Source organism: Paraburkholderia unamae (assembly GCF_003096875.1).
In the GTDB taxonomy this organism is placed as follows: domain Bacteria; phylum Pseudomonadota; class Gammaproteobacteria; order Burkholderiales; family Burkholderiaceae; genus Paraburkholderia; species Paraburkholderia unamae.
The window spans coordinates 142,906-160,287 of record NZ_QEOB01000003.1; the positions used below are offsets into that span (position 1 = coordinate 142,906).

Here is a 17,382-nt window from a genome sequence, read left to right on the forward strand (position 1 = left end):
CGAGCTTTCAGTAGTTCATCTTATGCCAACATCATAGCCGACCGGCTTATTGCAACAGAACCGATTCAACTTCCTGTGTTCGATGCGACGGTGTAGCTTCTACATCGACAATTATTCCTGCGTGTAAGTCGATTAAATAATTCGTCGAATACGCAAAGAACGCTGGCCCACCGGGCGCAGCCGTGTAACGAGCGGCGGGATCAGTCAGCGAGATTCGCTTCGCTGTTGCGATGAATTCGTCGTCGTCCGAGATCGTCGGGTTATTCTGCTCCAGCGCCGTTAAGTACTCCTGTACCGCCCTGCTCGGGCCGTTGCCATGGCGCCAATCAATCACCTCCGTGCCCGGCACCCCGCTTGCGCGATTTGCATCCGCCTTGACTACACTTGCGTCAACAGCGAAGCCTTCACCCTGAACAAGGCCTTCGTCCATGCAGCGACGCAAGACCGATTCGAAGACATGCCGTAGGGCTGCGCTGACACGGAATCGGCCATGTCGATTCTTTGAGAACGTCGAGTGATCGGGTACAGCATCTTCCAGACCCAGACCGCAGAACCAACGAAAGGCGCGGTTAAGATGAACCTCTTCGCACAGACGGCGCTCGGAGCGAATGCCGAAGCAGTAGCCCACAATCAGCATGCGGATCATGAGCTCCGGGTCAATCGAAGGCCGTCCGGTATGGCTGTAGTGCGGAGCGAGATGTTCGCGAAGTCCGCTGAGGTCGAAGTACCGATCAATGCCACCCAAGAGGTGCGTGCGTGGTACGTGATCAGCAAGGTTGAACGAATAGAAGAGCTGGTTCTGCACGCCACCTTGATGACCCATCATGACGTATCCCCCGTCGATCGATGTCTTCCAGGATAGCGAACAATCCCAGCGGCGGGCGAGTTTTTCAACAGAATCGGTCGAAATGCGCCTCTCGCCTTATCCGCGACCGCTCATGAAATGACTTTCGGCCTTACCGCCCCGAACTACTCCTGCGCCCCCCAGATCAAGGGCCGGGCACGACGTTGCAGCGCACTCGCCAGCGCCACGGGTATGGCTGTTCGAGATGGGGATTCAGCAGGTCTCTGATTAGAAAGAAAATTTATAGAGCGCCGAAAGACGAAGCCTCTCCAGGCCTAGCGAGGACTAACCGGAAAATTGCTCGAAAATCAAAGCGCCCCCTACCGCATGACATTGAGTTAGCTAGCTCGACGCCAGATAGCGTTGCGGCGATTCGCCCGTGACCTGCCGGAACATGACGATGAACGCGCTCGCGCTGCGATAGCCGAGATCTTTCGCCACCTGCGCCACCGAATGCCCGAGCGTGAGACGCGTGATCGCTTCCGCCACGCGCATCTGCTGACGCCAGGCCACGAAGGTCAGCCCGGTCTCCGCGTGCAGGCGGCGAGCGAGCGTGCGCCCGCTCGCGCCGAACTGCTCGCCCCAGAAGTCGAGCGAGAGATCGCTGCCGGGTTCGTTCATCATGTGCTCGCAGAGCTTGAGCAGGCGCTCGTCGCGCGGCAGGGGCACGCCGGGCTCCGCGAGGCAGGGCGTTTCCGCCAGCACCTTCAGCAGCAAGGGCGCGGCGAGCCCCGCGCGGCTCGTGGCGGTATAGCTGTCCGCGCCCTCCACCAGCGTGAGCGCGAGCTCGCGCAACAAGGCCGACACGCCGATCACGGCCGGGTCGTCCCACGGCCACGGAAACACATCGGGTTCCAGATAGACGCTGCAGAGCGCCGTGTCGCCGACCGCGTGCAGTTCGTGATCGACATCCGACGGCAGCCACACCGCGCGCGACTGCGGCACGGTCCACGTCCGCGCGGGCGTGAGCACGCGAATCACGCCTTTGACCGCGAACACCAGTTGACCATGACGATGCTGATGCCACGTCACGCGTTCGCCGTGACGGTAGTTCACGAGCGTCGCGGCGACCTCGCGCGGCAGCGGCGCGCGGGCCATCGGGTAGCGCTTGAGCAAAAACGACTTCATCGGACGAGCGCACGGGCGCGGAAGAAAGTGGCCCATGATAGTGGGATTTGACCAAAAATTGTCAAAAATTCGATATCACCTGTCCGCCTTTAATTCGCATAAGCCGGTAATCTCCTTACCCATCAAGGCTTCGGGCGGAACCCCGTTCGAAATCAATAATGCTTCTCATTCGTTCGATTGACCGCGTGCCTGACTGCGTCATCGACTAAACGGTCGACTCCGCAGTCAACACCCGCACGGACGATTTTTCCGCCACTTATGCCCCTGATTGCTTCATTGATCCGCAGTTCGCGCTGGCTTCTGCCGCTCGCCCTGCTCGTGAGTCTCGTGAGCGGCTTCGCCAACGCGGCGCTCGTCGCGCTCATCAACCAGGCGCTGCAGGCGTCGGGGCCGCAACTTCTGCAACTGGGCGTGCGCTTCGCCCTGCTCGCGGCGCTGGTGCTCGCCACGCGCGTCGGTTCCCAGACGCTGTTCATGTATCTCGGCCAGCGCGTAAAAGCGCGCCTGCGCATGCAGACGATCGGCCGCATCGCCGCCGCATCGTTCCGCGATCTGGAGCGCTGCGGCGCGGCGCGCGCGCTGGGCGCGCTGACCCAGGACCTCGACACCATCGTCGTGTTCTTCGTAAGCCTGCCGTCCATTGCGATGCAGGGCGCGGTGATCGCCGGCTGCCTCGCGTATCTGGGTATGCTGTCGCTGCCGATTCTCGGCGTCGCGCTCGTGGTGCTCGGCGTGGGCACGTTCGGCACGCATCTCGTCGGCTCGCGCGCGCTGCGCCATCTGCGCGCCTCGCGCGAACGCGAGGACGAACTGTTGCGCCAGTTTCGCGCGCTGTTCGACGGCGCCAAGGAACTGAAGCTGCATCGCGCGCGCGCCGATGCGTTCGTCGGCGGCCATCTCGCACCGCATGTGGAAGCGGTGCGCGCGCAACGCACGCGCGGCTACGTGCTGCATGCGCTCGCGGCAAGCTGGGGCAATCTGCTGCTGTTCGGCTTCGTCGGCCTGACGATCTTCGTGCTCGCCCGTCTGTTCGACGCCGACGCACATGTGATGTCGGGTTACGCGCTCGTCTTTCTTTATCTGATCATGCCCGTGGAAGGGCTGCTGGCGGCGTTGCCCGCGATCAGCTCGGCGCGCGTGGCGTTCGAGCGCATCGGCAAGCTCGAAGCCGCGCTGCCGCCCGAGCAAGTCCGGCTTGCCGATGTCGATCGGCCCGCGCCCGCCACGCAGCCCGCGTTCTCACGCATCGTGCTCGAAGGCGTCGAGCATCGTTACGCGCACGAAAACGAAGACGGTTTCTTCACGCTCGGCCCGATCGATCTGACCTTTCGTACGGGCGAACTCGTGTTCCTCGTCGGCGGCAACGGCAGCGGCAAGACCACGCTCGCGAAACTGCTCGTCGGTCTGTATGCGCCCGAACGCGGCCGCCTGCTCGTCGACGGCGTGGCCGTGGACGACGCGACGCGCGCCGCCTATCGACAGCATTTTTCGGTGGTGTTCAGCGACTTCCATCTGTTCGATTCGCTGCTCGGTTTGAGCGCCGGGCGCGAAAGCGCGGCGCGCGCGCTGCTCGTCGCGCTGCAACTCGACCACAAGGTGCGGATCGAAGACGGCGCGTTTTCCACGCTCGCGCTTTCGCAGGGGCAGCGCAAACGCCTCGCGCTGCTGGTCGCGTTTCTGGAAGACCGACCGTTCTACGTGTTCGACGAATGGGCCGCCGATCAGGACCCGGCCTTCAAGGACGTGTTCTATCGCACGCTGCTGCCGGAGCTCAAAGCGAAGGGCAAAACCGTGCTCGTCATCACGCACGACGACCGGTATTTCGATCTCGCCGATCGCCTCATCAAGCTCGACAGCGGGCTGATCGGCGCGATGCGTTCCGGCCTCGCGGACGATCACGACAGCGACAAAAACAGCGGCAATGACATGGCGAGCGCCGCATGAACGCGATCCTGCAAGAAGACGCACACAAGGAAGCAGACAAAAAGGCGGCCTTCACCCTCGAAGGCGTCGCGTACGCCGCCGGTGGCCGCACGTTGCTGCATCCGCTCGACCTGGCGATCGAGCACGCACGCGTGACCGGACTCGTGGGCCACAACGGCTCGGGCAAATCGACGCTAGTCAAACTGCTGGCCCGCCAGCTCGATCCCGCGGCGGGCGCGATCCGTTACGCGGGCCGCCCACTCGCGCACTGGAGCGCGCGCGAGTTCGCGCGTCAGGTCACATATCTGCCGCAGCAGACGCCGCTCACCGACGGCATGACCGTACGCGAACTCGTCGCGCTCGGGCGCTATCCGTGGCACGGCGCGCTGGGCCGTTTCGGCGACGACGACCACGCGCGGGTCGACCATGCCATGCGCGCCGCCGACGTGCTCGCGTACGCCGATCGCCCCGTCGATGTGCTCTCGGGCGGCGAGCGCCAGCGCGCGTGGCTCGCGATGCTGGTCGCGCAGGACTGCCGCTGCATGCTGCTCGACGAACCGACTGCCGCGCTCGACGTGGGCCATCAGCTCGCGGTGCTCGACCTCGTCCGCACGCTCTGCGCCTCGGGCGCGATGAGCGCGGTCGTCGTGCTGCACGACGTGAACATGGCCGCGCGCTTTTGCCACCGCATCGTCGCGCTGCGCGAGGGGCGTCTGCTGATGTGCGAGCGCGCCACCGACATCATCGATCCGCAGCGGCTCGAATCGATCTACGGCGTGCCGATGAGCGTGAGCGTCGATCCGGCGAGCGGACGCCGCCTGGGGTTTCCGGCATGAGCGCGACGACCGCGAATCCGCATCGTCGCCGCGTGCTGACCGCGCTCGCCGCGCTGGCGTCCCCGTCAGGCTTCGCCGCGACGCTGCCCCGATCACCGAGCCCGCAACGCTCGCCGCAGCGCATCGTGGTCCTCAACTGGGAGCTGACGGAAACGCTGCTCGCGCTCGGCCGCGCGCCGGTGGGCATTCCGCTGCCGGACTGGTACACGAGCGGGATCGTCGCGCCGCCGCTGCCGCCGGGCGTCGCCGACGTCGGTCTGCTCTATCAGCCGAATTTCGACGTGCTGCTCGCGCTCGCGCCCGACCTGCTGATCGTCACGCCCGCCCACGCCGCGTTGATGACGCCGCTGCAACGCATCGCGCCGACGCTCACGCTGGGCGCGTACATGAGCGCCGCGCGACCGTTCGAGGCGCTCTGCACCGAAACGTCGACGATGGCGCGCGTGCTCGACGCGCCGGCGCGCGCCACGGCGTTGATCGCCGCCACGCAGCACACATTCTCCGCAGCCGCCGACGCGATCCAGGACACGCCGCGCCATGCCGCACGTGCGGTGATCGTCGCCGAAGCGCTCGACGAGCGGCACTTTCGCGTCTACGGCGCGGGCAGTCTGTTCGACGCGGTGCTCGCGCGTATCGGCTTGCGTAATGCCGCGAATCCACGCGACGCGGCGGGGCGCACGCATAGCGCGCCGTGGCAGACCAACGTGACGGGATCGGTCACCGTTGCGCTGCAACGCCTGTTCGACGCGCCGCACGCGGACATCCTGCTGGTCGGTCCGCTGCACGCCGACCTGCGCGCCGCGCTGAACGCGAGCCCGCTGTGGCACGCGCTGCCCGCCGTCCGCGAACGCCGCGTGACCGTGCTGCCGGTGATCGCCGCGTTCGGCGGTCTCGTCTCGATGCAGCGCTTCGCCGCCGCCATGCCCGTGGCGCGGGCCACGCTCGACAACGGCGGAGGCGGCCTTGCGTAACCTCGCGCGTCCGCCCCTGCTTCAGCGCGCCGCGCCGCCGCGCGACTGGCGTCTGCCGCTGGTCGGCGCGCTGTTCGCGCTCGCCGCGTGCCTCGCCGTCGCCGACCTGCATCGCGCGCTCGCGGGCGCGCCGTTCTGGAGCGCGCTCACGATGCCCGCGTCGGTCGGTGCGCAGGACGTGGGCGCGGTGCTGGTCCATTACAGCCTGCTGCCGCGTATCGCGATGACCCTGCTCTGTGGCGCGGCGCTCGGCCTCGCGGGCACGCTGATGCAGCAGGTGCTGCGCAATCCGCTTGCCGAACCGATGACGCTCGGTGTGTTCCCCGGCGCCTATCTCGCGCTCTCGATCGCGACGATCTGGATGCCCGGCTGGCTCGTGCTGGGCCGCGACACGCTGGCGCTCGCGGGCGGCGCGGTCGCGATGCTCGCCGTGTTCGCGCTGGCGAGGGCGCAAGGCATGTCGCCGCTCGGGGTGATCCTCGGCGGCATGGTGGTGAACCTGTACTGCGGCGCGATCAGTCTCGCGATCTCCGTGGTGCATTTCGACCGGCTCGCCGGTTTGCAGATCTGGGGCGGCGGCGCGCTCGACCAGAGCGGCTGGCAAGCGGCGCTGCATCTGGCCGTGCGGCTCGGGTTCTGCCTGCTCGGGGCGGCGCTGCTCTACCGTCCGCTGAGTCTCTTCGATGCGGGCGACGCGACGGTGCGCAATCTCGGCGTGGCGGTCGGTTGGATGCGCGGCGCGGCCCTGTTCTTCGCCGTGGCGCTGACCGCGTTCGTCGTCGCCGAAGTCGGCGTGATCGGCTTTATCGGGCTGGCCGCGCCGCTGCTGGCGCGTCTGGCGGGCGCACGGCGTTTGCGCGACCGGATCGTCTGGGCGCCGCTCACCGGCGCGGCCCTGCTCTGGCTCACCGATGAAATCGTGCGCTTCGCCGCGCAAGCGGAGTGGTTTTCGGCCCATCTGATCGCGACCGGCAGCGTGACCGCAATCGTCGGTGTGCCTTTGCTCATCGCGCTGCTGCCGCGTCTGCGCACGCGGCCCGATTCCACTGCGACGCCCGACGCGCGCCACGATCCGCGTGCGCCGCGATCTCTGCCGCTGCTCTGGGCCGTACTGCTGCCGCTCGTCTGCGTGCTCTCGCTGATGGTCTCGCGCGGCGCCGATGGCTGGGGTCTCGCGACCCGCGCGCATATCGACTCCCTGCTGTTCTGGCGCGTGCCCCATCTCGTCGCGGCGCTGGCGACGGGCAGCCTGCTCGCAACCGCGGGCACGCTGCTGCAACGCATGACCGCGAATCCGATGGCGAGCCCCGACCTGCTCGGCGTGGGATCGGGCGGCATGTTCGGCATGGTCGCCGTGCTGTTCCTGAGCCAGCGCCTCGTGCCCGCCGCGCTGTTCGCGGGCTGCGTGGCCGGTGCGTTCGCGACGCTGATGCTGCTGCTCTGGTTCGGCCGGCGCGCGCGCTTCGCGCCCGAGCGTCTGTTGCTGGTCGGCATTTCGATCAGCGCGCTGTTTCAGGCGGTGGTCGGCGCGCTTATGTCGAGCGGCGATCCGCGCGCGGGCGTGCTCGTAGATCTGCTGATCGGCTCCACGTATTACGTCGCGCCCGGCATCGCCTGGAGCATGGCCGCGCTGGCGCTGCTCGCGCTCGCCGTCGCGCCGCTCACCGCGCGCTGGCTCGGCACGCTCGCGCTGGGCGCGGACGCCGCCGCGAGCCTCGGCGTGCCGGTGGCCCGAGCGCGCTTCGCGTTGCTGCTGCTCGCCGCGCTCGCGACGGCGGCCGCCACCGTGGTCGTCGGGCCGCTGTCGTTCGTCGGGCTGATCGCGCCGCATATCGCGCGCTTTTCCGGCGCGCGGCGGCCCATGCCGCAGCTCTATCTGGCGGCGACGCTCGGCGCGCTGCTGATGGTCACGGCCGACTGGCTCGGCAGGCAAATCGCGTTTCCGCAGGAGGTGGCGGCGGGCCTCGTCGCCACGCTGCTCGGCGGACCGTGGCTCGTGGCGCGGGTGTTATTGCGCGGCGCACGTCGTTGATCGCGCGGTTTCAGGTAGCGAAGCAAATAGCACATCAAGCAGCACAGCAAGGGCAAACGGGGCCCTCACAACCCCGTCCATAACGATCGTCCCTCGCATTTTTTTACAGCCCGCCTTGCGCGGGAGGAAGCCGTTCGGCCTTTTTCAACAGTGGGATGATTGACGATGACAACGAGAATAGACCACCGTGGCGCGCGTCGCGCGCCGGCTTCGGGATGGTGGAGGCTGGCGCCGCACCGCGTCACGCGCGCCGCGCCGCGCTTTGCGCTCACCATGACGCCACTCGCCTTCGCGGCGCTGAGCCTCGCCTCGCCGTGGGCGCGCGCGCAAACCGCGCCTGCCGCGAACGGTGAGGTACTGCCCGCTGTGACGGTATCGGGCGCGAACGACGCCGACGCGACCACCGAAGGCAGCGGCAGCTACGCCGCGAAGAAGGTCACGATCGGCGGCAAGGTCGCGCAGTCGATCAAGGAAACGCCGAACTCGGTTTCGGTGCTCACGCGCCAGCAGATGGACGACCAGAACGTGACGACCATCCAGGATGCGCTGCGCTACGTCACCGGCGTGAGTTCGATCGATTACGGCGACGGCACCGCGTATTTCCGCGCGCGCGGCTCGCAGCTCGGCATTGAATTCGACGGCGTGCCGACCTTGAGCGGCCTGCAATATCAGCTTCAATTCGATCTGGCGATGTACGACCGCGTGGAGATCTTGCGCGGCCCGGGCGGTTCGATCGACGGCATGGGCGAGCCGGGCGGCGTGGTCAATCTCGTGCGCAAGCGCCCGCAGGATCAGTTCCATCTGGCCACGGAAACGCAGGTCGATTCGTTCGGCAGCGTGCGCCAGATGATCGACGTGACCGGCCCGCTGAACAAGGACGGCACGGTGCGCGCTCGCGCGGTGCTGGTGGGCGGCGACGGCACGCAGTCCATCGACCGCACGCGCAGCAAGGAAGTGATGGCCTACGGCGCGCTCGACTGGGACCTCACGCCGCGCACGACGCTCTCGCTCTCGGGCGGCTATCAGGTCTCGCCGATTTCGGGCATCGACTACGGCGCGGGCGGCGTGCTCAACAGCACGCGCACCGCCCTCACCGGCCGCGTGCCGAGTTCGTTCACGCAGAACTTCAGCCCGAGCTGGAACTACGCGTACACCTCGCTGCAGGAAGGCAACGCAAACCTCGTGCATCGCTTCGAAAACGACTGGCAATCATCTACGACGCTGTTTTATCGCCACGAACTCTCGAAGGCGTATTACGCGTACTCCGGTCCCGGCGCGACCGCAGACGGACTCGCGCGTTTCGGCGATCAGCGCCAGCGCACCAGCTACGACTGGTTCGGCGCGGACAGCAACGTATCGGGCCCGATCCGCCTGTTCGGGCAGACGCACACGCTGACCATCGGCGCCAATTACTCGGTGATGACGTCGAGCGCGCAGTCGGGTTATCTGGCGCTCACCGGTCCGTATGGCGGCGCGTTCAGTCTTTACGATCCGAACGCCGTGCCCGCCGTGGACGTGCCCTACACCTTCGGCACCAACCATCGCACCGTGCAGTACGGCGTCTATGCGCAGGCGCGCATCAAGCTCGCCGACCCGCTCACGCTCGTGCTCGGCGGCCGCGAAGCCTTCCTGCAGGACCGCACGCAATCGACGCTGCCGAGCGTCACCGACTGGACCACGAACGCGCAGATCAATCACCGCTTCCTGCCGTCCGCGGGGCTGCTGTGGGATATCGTGCCGTCGCTCACGGCCTATGCGAATTACGCGCGCTTTCTCGACGCACAAACGGAGAGCACGTATTCGGGTGCGGGCCTGCCGCCGCGTTCGGGCGAGCAGTATGAAGTGGGCGTGAAAGGCAGCTTCCTGAATGGCCGCCTGAATGCGAACGCCGCACTGTTCCGTATCGACGACAACAACCGCGCGGTCGCCGATCCGGCGCACCAGTATTACTACGTCTCGGCGGGCAAGGCGCGCGATCAGGGCGTCGAACTCGAAGTCACGGGCCAGCCGATGCCGGACTGGAACGTCTACGCGGGCTACACGTATCTGAACGCGCACTACGAGAACGATTCGCCCGATCTAACCGATGGCACCGATCCGAAGCATCTGTTCAAGCTGTGGACGAAATACACGTTCTCGCGCGGCGCGTTGCGCGGTTTTTCCGTGGGTGGCGGCATGCTCGCGCAGACGCGTATTTCACGCGGCGTCGAACAAGGCGGCTATGCGATTTTCAATGCGCAGATCGGCTATCGGTTCAACAAGCACGTAGAAGCGTCGTTGCAGTTGAATAACGTGTTCAACCGCGAATATTATATTCGCCCGCCCAGCACGTATTACAGCGTGTTCGGCGATACGCGTAATGTCATGTTGACAGTTAGATCGGACTTCTGATTTGTTGAGTGGCCGCACGAATTGCTCTCGTGCGGCGTACACTCAGCCAAGTGCCGCCAAGCAGTGTGCAACTGCCACATTCGACACACCCCCCAGTCACTATGGGGCTGATTACACCGCAGCGAGTTGCGTTTGCATGTCGTGACGTTCACCGCGTGCAGTTCGTATTGAAGACCGAGTTCTTCGAGCACAATCGGTACGTTGACGGAAATCGACGTGGAGAATTCGTAGACCTTTTTATGGCAATGCTGCTGATGTGCCATGAAATGAGTGGCGGCTATTGAAACATCCCCTTTAAGGATAAACCGGTAATCGAGAACACGCCGGCCGAGCAACTGCTTCATACAAGCCGATACACGTCCGAAATCACCCGAAAATCTCTGCGGGAGCAACCGATTCACACCCTGAGTCGTTCATTCAAGCTTTCGGAGGGGGGAGCCCGCCCCTTTCGAACGCCGTCGAAACGCGTCGCGTTGCGCGGCGACGCTAACCATGATCGCAAGAGATCCTAACGTATCGAGCAAAGCGCACAGCATGACTTTCTCCCATTAATGCCTGAGCATCGGTCCATATGTCTTTACAAAAAACGCCAGCGTGATGCCAGTCGTGGCGATCACGCGTAATGGCGCGGACTATGTCCGGTCGCGCCCGCCGCCCGACCAGCGCACCTCCGTATCCGCCAGCGATTGCGCCTGCCAGCATGACCGATGTTTCCGGCCAGCGAACCACGCCGGCAACGACAAAAGCCATCACCGCCACCACATTCGCCGCGCTGACCAGCAGCGTTCGCGGCGCGTTCAGATGTTTCAAATCACACATGTCCAGAAGTCACCACATCGCGATCATCATGATCCCGACTGCACCGCCAAAATAGAGGGTTGACCGGGGAAAGCGAAAAATCCGGCTCTGTCGCAATAACGCGGGGAAGGTAAAATTCCACGCTGAGGAAAACGCTTTGGTCGCACGATGAAGAAGACACTGACGCCACGAACTACGCTTGCTCCGGGCATCGCCAGGGTTCTGAAGCGGCTGCACTATCCGCTTGAAGTGATGCTGCTGTGCGTGCGGTGGTACGTGGCATACTCGCTGAGCCTTCGCAATCTTGAGGAAATGCTGGCTGAGCGCGACATTGGTGTCGATCATTCGACGGTACATCGCTGGGTCGTCAAGCTGGTGCCGCTGTTTGAAAAGACGTTTCGCAAGCACAAGCGTCCGGTCGGCAAGAACTGGCGGGTTGATGAAACCTATATCAAGGTCAAGGGCTCGTGGAAGTATCTTTACCACGCAGTGGATAAGGCGGGTAACACCATTGACTTTCTGTTCAGAGCCAGGCGGGACAAGGCTGCTGCGCTGCGCTTCTTCGAAAAGGCGATCGGTCAGAACGGTTCGCCCGAGACGGTGACCATCGACAAAAGCGGCTCCAATGAGGCCGCGCTTAACGCGGTGAATGCCGAGCGCGAGATGCCCATCAAGGTTCGTCAGATCAAGTATTTGAACAACATCGTGGAGCAGGATCATCGCGCCATCAAACGCCGAACCCGACCGATGCTCGGGTTCAAGGATTTCAACTGCGCGCGCGTCATTCTGAGTGGCATCGAATTGATGCACATGATCAAGAAAGACCAACTCCAACGTTCTGGCAGCACCTCGCTGTCTGCCGCCCAGCAATTTTACTCATTGGTTTCATAAGCTATCCTTCGCATGTCGCCTTTGCTTGTCCTGCTTGCCTTACTGCGACAGAACCCTCGCGCCTACCTGGCCCAGAACCGCCGCGAGCCGAACGGTTCGGACTCGAAGCCGGTCGATGGGAAGTCAGTCAAGTTACCCGCAGGCGGGTCTGGACGACCTTTAACGTTATCCTTGAACGCTTTGACTTCGCACGATCAAAATCAAGACTGCGGGAGAAATCGGTTGAGAAGATCCGCCATCGACGCGTAGCAGGTGTTGCCGCTGTTTTCGCACAGCAATAACTTGAAACGTGCGGGTGGTCCATCTATTGCCCTATACGCAAAGTCTAGCGCGCGACGCGCTTGCTCGAGTTCTGAATACTCGCCTGTGACGGTCGTTGGGAAGCTCCAATCCGGCGGTCCTTCGTGAACGACGAAGATCTCCAGGGGCGCTTGCAGCGGGCCGCCGGACAAGGTGAAGGAGTCGGACGTGCCGCTTTCCGAGGCCACACTTCTACGTAGTGCGAAAACCAGTGTGCCATAGCACGCATCGATACCCTGAGGCACGGGCGATACCGTGAACCCAGCCGTTTTGAAATGCGTGGAGAAGTCTGTTCCAATCGTTTCACTGAAAGCTTCCGAAGCCTTGCTCACCCTTGAAAGCCGTTGAGACCGATATTCATCGGCTTTGCGCTTCAGGTCTTCAATTTGCTTAAGCGTTGCTAGATCCATTTACGACCCATTTCGCCCGAAGTCATCAGAACATCGAGGTTTATCAAGCGTGCATCTCAATCGATTCGTCCAGCACGAGAATCTGGTCGAACTTCCGTGTCGCGTCGGTCAGCTTGTGCGTAATGAGCACGACGCTGCGCCCCGCCATCAGCCTGACGATGGCGCTCATCAAGGCCTGCGCGGTCACCGTGTCCAGCCCCTCGGTCGGTTCGTCCAGCACCAGGATGGGCGCGTCGAGCAGAAGTGCGCGAGCAATGGCAAGCCGCCGCGCCTGCCCTCCCGACAGCGTTGTCCCCGCTTCGCCAACCTGTGTGTCGTAGCCACGCGGCAGGCCGCAGACGAACTCATGCAGCTGTGCATCGCGGCACACTGCCTCGAGGCTTGCCTGGTCTGCGTCCGGCCGCGCGATCAGCAGATTGGCCCGGATCGTGTCGTTGAAGAGATACGTATCCTGCGAAACGACGGCGATGCGGGCGCGCACGTCGTCGGCGGCGCAATCGCGCAGATCCACGCCGCCCAGCTCAATGCGTCCGTTCGAATACGCCAGAAAGCGCAGCAACAGCTGCACGAGCGTACTCTTGCCTGCACCGCTTGCTCCGACTATCGCAAGCCGGCCGCCAGCCGGAAGATCGAAAGAAAGATCGCGTAGCACCCACGGCGACGTTTCGTCGTACCGGAACCCCAGATGACTCACGACCAGATCGTTTCGCGCTGCGAGCGCAACCGGCTCGGTGGGATCCTGAACCGGGAGCGTGGCATCGGCCAGCTCGAAGATGCGGCGCGCGGCGGCAAGGCTCTCGCCGACAAGCTGGAGCGCCGCAGGGATTGGCATGACCGCCTCGAAACTTGCAAGCACCAGAAACGCCAACATGGCCACCTCGGCGGGCGACAGCGAAGGAGATGCCAGTCGTGGGATGGCGAGCAGCAACGCACACCACATCGCGCCCGATGCACAGGCGGCGAGAGCGCCCTGGGACATTCCCATGGCATGACTAATCGTTTTTTGCTGGCCGATCAACCGCGCCGATAACTGGTCGACCTTTTGAGCGTATGCGGGCGCCGCCCCATAGACCTGAAGCTCGCCCAGCCCTTGCAGACTGTCCACCACGGTTTCGTGCAATTCGGCACGCAAGGCAATACAGGCACGGGCCGGTTCGCGCGTCGACGCAAAGCCGAAACAAGGCAGCACGGCCCCCGCCAGCAACAAGAACACGAACGTGATCGCCGCGACAGGAGCGCTGTACGCGGACACGATCGCGACAATGACCAGCGTTCCGACACCACCCGCAACCACGGGCACGAGCGCGCGAAGATAGAGATTGCTGAGACTGTCGATGTCGGACTGAATGCGCGTGGCGAGGTCCGCGCCGCGTACCCTTCCAAGCCCGGCGGGAGCAAGCGGTTCGATGCGGACATAGAACCATACGCGCAACCGCGCGAGCAGCCGCAACGTCGCTTCGTGCGTAACGAGCCGCTCGAGATACCGGCCGCCTGTGCGTACGATCGCGCAGGCGCGGATCAGCGCGGCAGGCGTGAAATAGTCGAATGCGAGATGCGTGACGCCCACCAGCGCCATCGACGCAATGAACCAGCCCGCAATGGCCATCAGCGCAACGTTGGCAAGCATGGTCGCCAGCGACAACGCCGCTCCCGCCGCCATCCATAACCAGTAAGGGCGAAACAATGCGATGAGCCGCCGCAGGTCGGCACAAGCGACGGCGGCGTCGTCCATTGCCGGCTGCGCGATGCGAGGAGTCGCTTTCATGTGCGGGCCTCCGCATCGGCTTGAGCATCAATGAGTTGACGATAAAGTCCCTGCACGGCCGCAAGTTGCCCGTGCGTGCCCGACTGCACGACCCTGCCCTGCTCCATGACGACGATCGTATCGGCCAGAGCTGCGGTGGCGAGCCGGTGCGCGATCAACAGCACAGTCCGCCCGCGCGCGAGGCGCCGCAGCGAATCGTGGATCGTCGCCTCGGTATCGGCGTCGAGGCTCGCAGTCGGTTCGTCGAGCAGCAGCACCGGGGCGTCTTTCAGGAACGCGCGGGCCAGCGCGAGCCGCTGGATCTGGCCGCCCGAGAGCCCGGCGCCACGCTCGCCGAGCGGGGTGTCGTATCCATGCGGCAGCGACTGAATAAACGCGTCGGCGCCCGCGCTTGCCGCAGCCGCGCGCACGGCGGCACGGTCGGCATCGGGCCGGGCGATCCGCAGATTGTCCAGTACCGTGCCGGCAAAAACGTGGGGGCGCTGCGGGACCCATGCGACTCGCGAACGCCAGTCGTCGAGGTCGGTCTCGTTCAGCGGCTGGCCGTTGATGGAAATCGTTCCGGCCGTCGGTCGTGCAAACCCCAGCAACAGGTTGAGCACCGTGCTCTTGCCTGCGCCACTCGGCCCGACCAGCGCCGTGATACGCCCGGCTTGCGCGACGCAATGCAGTCCGTCGAGCGCGGCCTGCCCGGTCGGCCAGACATGACGCACATCGTCGAAGCGGATGGTGTAATCGCTCGCGGCCGGCAACGGCAGCCGCGCACCGGTTTCGGCCGGCGTGGGGAGATCGAGTATTTCCATGATGCGTTCGGCTGCGGCGATCGCGTCGAGCCGCTCGTGATAATGGCTTCCCATCGTGCGCAGCGGGATATAGAACTCAGGCACGAGTAACAGGACGAACAGCCCGCGCAGCAGTGGGATTTTCCCGTAAAACAAGTGAAAACCCACCAATACGGCGACCACCGCGATACCCAGCGTGGCGAGAAATTCCAGTACGACCGACGACAGGAAGGCGACCCTCAGCACCTTCATGGTGCTGCTGCGATACGCCTCCGACAACCGTGCGACGACGGCCGCCTCGCGCCGACCCGCATTGAAGAGCCTCAGCGTCGTGATGCCCTGCAAGGAGTCGAGAAACCGCGCGCCCAGTTGCGCGAGCAGCGTCCACTGACGCTGGCTCGCCTCGGCTGCGGCCTTGCCCAGCAAGATCATGAACAGCGGAATCAACGGCGCCGTAATCAGCAGTACGAGCCCTGAAGTCCAGTCCACCGGAAATATGACGATCAGGATGGCGAACGGCAGCAGGACCGTCAGCGCACGCCCCGGCAGCCATCGCGCGTAGTAGCCCTCGATCGCCTCGACACCCTGGACGAGATGAGTCGCAAGCGCCCCGGTCGCTTCACCACGGAGCCACACCGGACCGAGCGCCTGCAACTTGCGCAACAGTTCGCCGCGCAGTGTCTGCCGCATGGAGGCGGCACTCGTGAAGGCCGTGCGCTCCGCCAGCCGGATCAGCACGAAGCGCAGGGCGAAGATCGGCAACATTGCCACCAGCGCTGGCCACACCCGGGCAAGCCCGGCTCCGTCCATCACCACGGCGCTCAGGGTCCACGCAAGCAACGCTGCCTGCCCCATCAAGAGCAAACCCGACGCCATGCCGAGCGTGACTACGCTTGCGATGCCGACGCGAACGGACGCGGCGCGTCCGGCGAGCCAGCGATCGATAGTTTTACCTGCCTGTGCCTGTGATGAGGACATATGCGAATACCTGGTGAGCGCAGCGGCTCCTATAATCCTTCGTTGCCGATGCCGTCATGCACGGCGTTACGCCGCCGGATGGGCCATGGAGACACAATGAAAACCGCTTCGCAGTTCATGCTGTACCTCACGCTCGCCGTCTGCGCCATCGTGCTTGGCGTCATCATCGGCAACTACGGCCTCTGGTACTTCTCGTGGCTGGTCGGTACGGCGTTGATCGTCTTGTTCGCGACCGCCGGCGGCGTGCTTTTCGACACGCAACAGGAGCAACACGAAATCACCTGACGCGAGCATAGATTCGCTGGAAGATGGACCGTTGCCAGGGGTGAAGCGCGCCGGGCACGCGTACACGACTACGCTCGGGAGACGCCGCATATTCCGCATAGGCGGCCCGCGCGTCGATGTCGCCCCGCACCCACTCGCACAGCGCCTGTGACAACCCGATGTCCCCCGTATCGCGCGGCGTCACGCGCAAAACCCCCACGCCCGCGCGCCGAAGCTCATCCAGATCGGATGCCCAGTCGGGCGCGGTCTCGTCTGGCGATGCAGCGAGATCGCAACCCGGCATCGCGTGCAGCGGCCATCCTTCATAATTGCAAGCCTCGACGCGACACCGCCAACGCGCAAATCGGCGCGGCGACAATACCGGCAGCTCCATCTCGCAGCGAGATTCGACCGCGCAGGCGAGCGCCTGCGCGACCTCCCCCTTGCATACCGCGGTCATCACCCGGCGCCGCGCCCCCAGTTCGACCAGCCGCCTGAGTTCGACAGCGCTTGCGCACGGCATGCCCGCTCCCATCACCAATGGCACCTTCCCGGCCAGCAACCGGAATGTCCTCGCGTCGCCGACTTCAACCGGGAGTTCGCAATCCTCGATCCATGCATGCGCGTCTTCGCTCCCAGGAAGGTCCGCGCCTGCACGCACCGAAAGCACGACCTCCTTGCCACCCGACGAGAGTTCGCGTGCAACCGCAAGACAGTCCCTCTGTTGCAAACCGCCCTGGACCCCGCGAACGGCGATACCGACGTAGACGACATCGACTGACGAAAGCGCGACGGCATCGTAGAACGCAAAGGAATCGGAGCGGTTCCATCGCGCTGCAAGTGCACCAAGCGAAATCTTCATGGAGGGCTCCTTGCGCGGCGACATCAGGGTCGCTCTTTCTCCTGTGTATCGAACAGAACGCCGCCGGCCACAGCAAACAGCACGATCGTGGCCGTCCCGATGAGCCAGGAGAAGTACCAGGCTCCATAGTCGCCGACCACCACGCCAAACACGATGGCCAGCATCGCAACGACCATGAACAACAGAAAATGACGCAGGATTTTCATG

Annotated in this window: 14 protein-coding genes and 1 pseudogene; 7 read left to right on the top strand and 8 right to left on the bottom strand. The window is 64.5% G+C overall.

The window, feature by feature from the left end; all coding sequences use genetic code 11:
- Nucleotides 1–61 precede the first annotated feature (61 nt).
- Nucleotides 62–826: pseudogene (locus C7402_RS07595) on the bottom strand (transposase); the annotation flags it as partial.
- 360 nt (nt 827–1,186) lie between these two features.
- On the bottom strand, nt 1,187–1,972 hold the full coding sequence (locus tag C7402_RS07600) for an AraC family transcriptional regulator (protein WP_116610430.1): 786 nt from the start codon (nt 1,970–1,972) through the stop codon (nt 1,187–1,189).
- Between the two features lie 276 nt (nt 1,973–2,248).
- Here C7402_RS07600 and C7402_RS07605 point away from each other — a divergent pair, with 276 nt between their 5' ends.
- From C7402_RS07605 to C7402_RS07625, 5 genes are all read left to right on the top strand, one after another.
- Nucleotides 2,249–3,916, top strand: coding sequence for a cyclic peptide export ABC transporter (locus C7402_RS07605; protein ID WP_482811987.1), 1,668 nt, complete (start codon nt 2,249–2,251; stop codon nt 3,914–3,916).
- Complete coding sequence (locus C7402_RS07610) at nt 3,913–4,731, top strand: ABC transporter ATP-binding protein (protein WP_116610128.1); 819 nt, start codon at nt 3,913–3,915, stop codon at nt 4,729–4,731. Before C7402_RS07605 ends, C7402_RS07610 begins: the two co-directional genes overlap by 4 nt.
- Nucleotides 4,728–5,702, top strand: a complete 975-nt coding sequence (locus C7402_RS07615) for an iron-siderophore ABC transporter substrate-binding protein (RefSeq protein ID WP_116610129.1) — start codon at nt 4,728–4,730, stop codon at nt 5,700–5,702. The genes C7402_RS07610 and C7402_RS07615 overlap by 4 nt, the downstream gene beginning before the upstream one ends.
- Complete coding sequence (fhuB, locus tag C7402_RS07620) at nt 5,695–7,734, top strand: Fe(3+)-hydroxamate ABC transporter permease FhuB (protein ID WP_244314768.1); 2,040 nt, start codon at nt 5,695–5,697, stop codon at nt 7,732–7,734. Before C7402_RS07615 ends, fhuB begins: the two co-directional genes overlap by 8 nt.
- Before the next feature lie 165 nt (nt 7,735–7,899).
- Nucleotides 7,900–10,125 carry a TonB-dependent siderophore receptor gene (locus C7402_RS07625; RefSeq protein WP_116610130.1) on the top strand — a complete coding sequence of 742 codons (2,226 nt, stop codon included), beginning with the start codon at nt 7,900–7,902 and terminating at the stop codon, nt 10,123–10,125.
- A 486-nt stretch (nt 10,126–10,611) separates the two neighbouring features.
- Here C7402_RS07625 and C7402_RS07635 read toward each other — a convergent pair whose 3' ends face one another.
- On the bottom strand, nt 10,612–10,935 hold the full coding sequence (locus tag C7402_RS07635) for a hypothetical protein (protein ID WP_425273767.1): 324 nt from the start codon (nt 10,933–10,935) through the stop codon (nt 10,612–10,614).
- A gap of 156 nt (nt 10,936–11,091) precedes the next feature.
- Between C7402_RS07635 and C7402_RS07640 the strand changes: the two genes are divergently transcribed.
- Entirely contained in the window at nt 11,092–11,814 is a 723-nt protein-coding gene (locus tag C7402_RS07640; protein WP_116610132.1) for an IS6 family transposase, read from the top strand.
- A gap of 200 nt (nt 11,815–12,014) precedes the next feature.
- On the opposite strand, the gene C7402_RS46195 is transcribed toward C7402_RS07640, so the two are convergent.
- The 3 genes from C7402_RS46195 to cydD are packed head-to-tail and all read right to left on the bottom strand — an operon-like array spanning nt 12,015 to nt 16,049.
- Complete coding sequence (locus tag C7402_RS46195; protein ID WP_133254427.1) at nt 12,015–12,524, bottom strand: hypothetical protein; 510 nt, start codon at nt 12,522–12,524, stop codon at nt 12,015–12,017.
- Nucleotides 12,525–12,567: 43 nt separating this feature from the next.
- The gene (gene cydC, locus C7402_RS07645; protein WP_244314769.1) at nt 12,568–14,256 is read right to left on the bottom strand and encodes a thiol reductant ABC exporter subunit CydC; all 1,689 of its coding nucleotides are present in this window, start codon (nt 14,254–14,256) and stop codon (nt 12,568–12,570) included.
- A gap of 29 nt (nt 14,257–14,285) precedes the next feature.
- The gene (gene cydD, locus C7402_RS07650; RefSeq protein ID WP_116610134.1) at nt 14,286–16,049 is read right to left on the bottom strand and encodes a thiol reductant ABC exporter subunit CydD; all 1,764 of its coding nucleotides are present in this window, start codon (nt 16,047–16,049) and stop codon (nt 14,286–14,288) included.
- A gap of 96 nt (nt 16,050–16,145) precedes the next feature.
- Here cydD and C7402_RS07655 point away from each other — a divergent pair, with 96 nt between their 5' ends.
- Entirely contained in the window at nt 16,146–16,334 is a 189-nt protein-coding gene (locus C7402_RS07655; protein ID WP_112174630.1) for a hypothetical protein, read from the top strand.
- Here C7402_RS07655 and C7402_RS07660 read toward each other — a convergent pair.
- Nucleotides 16,327–17,175, bottom strand: a complete 849-nt coding sequence (locus C7402_RS07660) for a hypothetical protein (protein WP_133254428.1) — start codon at nt 17,173–17,175, stop codon at nt 16,327–16,329. The two genes, C7402_RS07655 and C7402_RS07660, sit on opposite strands and share 8 nt — an antisense overlap.
- Before the next feature lie 23 nt (nt 17,176–17,198).
- Nucleotides 17,199–17,381 carry a hypothetical protein gene (locus tag C7402_RS07665; RefSeq protein ID WP_112174628.1) on the bottom strand — a complete coding sequence of 61 codons (183 nt, stop codon included), beginning with the start codon at nt 17,379–17,381 and terminating at the stop codon, nt 17,199–17,201.
- Nucleotide 17,382: the final 1 nt, after the last annotated feature.

Excerpts from the sequence above, each read along its gene's own strand:
- C7402_RS07610 (WP_116610128.1), top strand. The coding sequence starts at position 3,913 with ATGAACGCGATCCTGCAAGAAGACGCACACAAGGAAGCAGACAAAAAG.
- cydC (WP_244314769.1), bottom strand. The coding sequence starts at position 14,256 with ATGGACGACGCCGCCGTCGCTTGTGCCGACCTGCGGCGGCTCATCGCA.
- cydD (WP_116610134.1), bottom strand. The coding sequence starts at position 16,049 with ATGTCCTCATCACAGGCACAGGCAGGTAAAACTATCGATCGCTGGCTC.
- C7402_RS07640 (WP_116610132.1), top strand. The coding sequence starts at position 11,092 with ATGAAGAAGACACTGACGCCACGAACTACGCTTGCTCCGGGCATCGCC.
- C7402_RS07660 (WP_133254428.1), bottom strand. The coding sequence starts at position 17,175 with ATGAAGATTTCGCTTGGTGCACTTGCAGCGCGATGGAACCGCTCCGAT.
- C7402_RS07600 (WP_116610430.1), bottom strand. The coding sequence starts at position 1,972 with ATGAAGTCGTTTTTGCTCAAGCGCTACCCGATGGCCCGCGCGCCGCTG.
- C7402_RS07655 (WP_112174630.1), top strand. The coding sequence starts at position 16,146 with ATGAAAACCGCTTCGCAGTTCATGCTGTACCTCACGCTCGCCGTCTGC.
- C7402_RS07625 (WP_116610130.1), top strand. The coding sequence starts at position 7,900 with ATGACAACGAGAATAGACCACCGTGGCGCGCGTCGCGCGCCGGCTTCG.
- C7402_RS46195 (WP_133254427.1), bottom strand. The coding sequence starts at position 12,524 with ATGGATCTAGCAACGCTTAAGCAAATTGAAGACCTGAAGCGCAAAGCC.
- C7402_RS07665 (WP_112174628.1), bottom strand. The coding sequence starts at position 17,381 with ATGAAAATCCTGCGTCATTTTCTGTTGTTCATGGTCGTTGCGATGCTG.
- C7402_RS07615 (WP_116610129.1), top strand. The coding sequence starts at position 4,728 with ATGAGCGCGACGACCGCGAATCCGCATCGTCGCCGCGTGCTGACCGCG.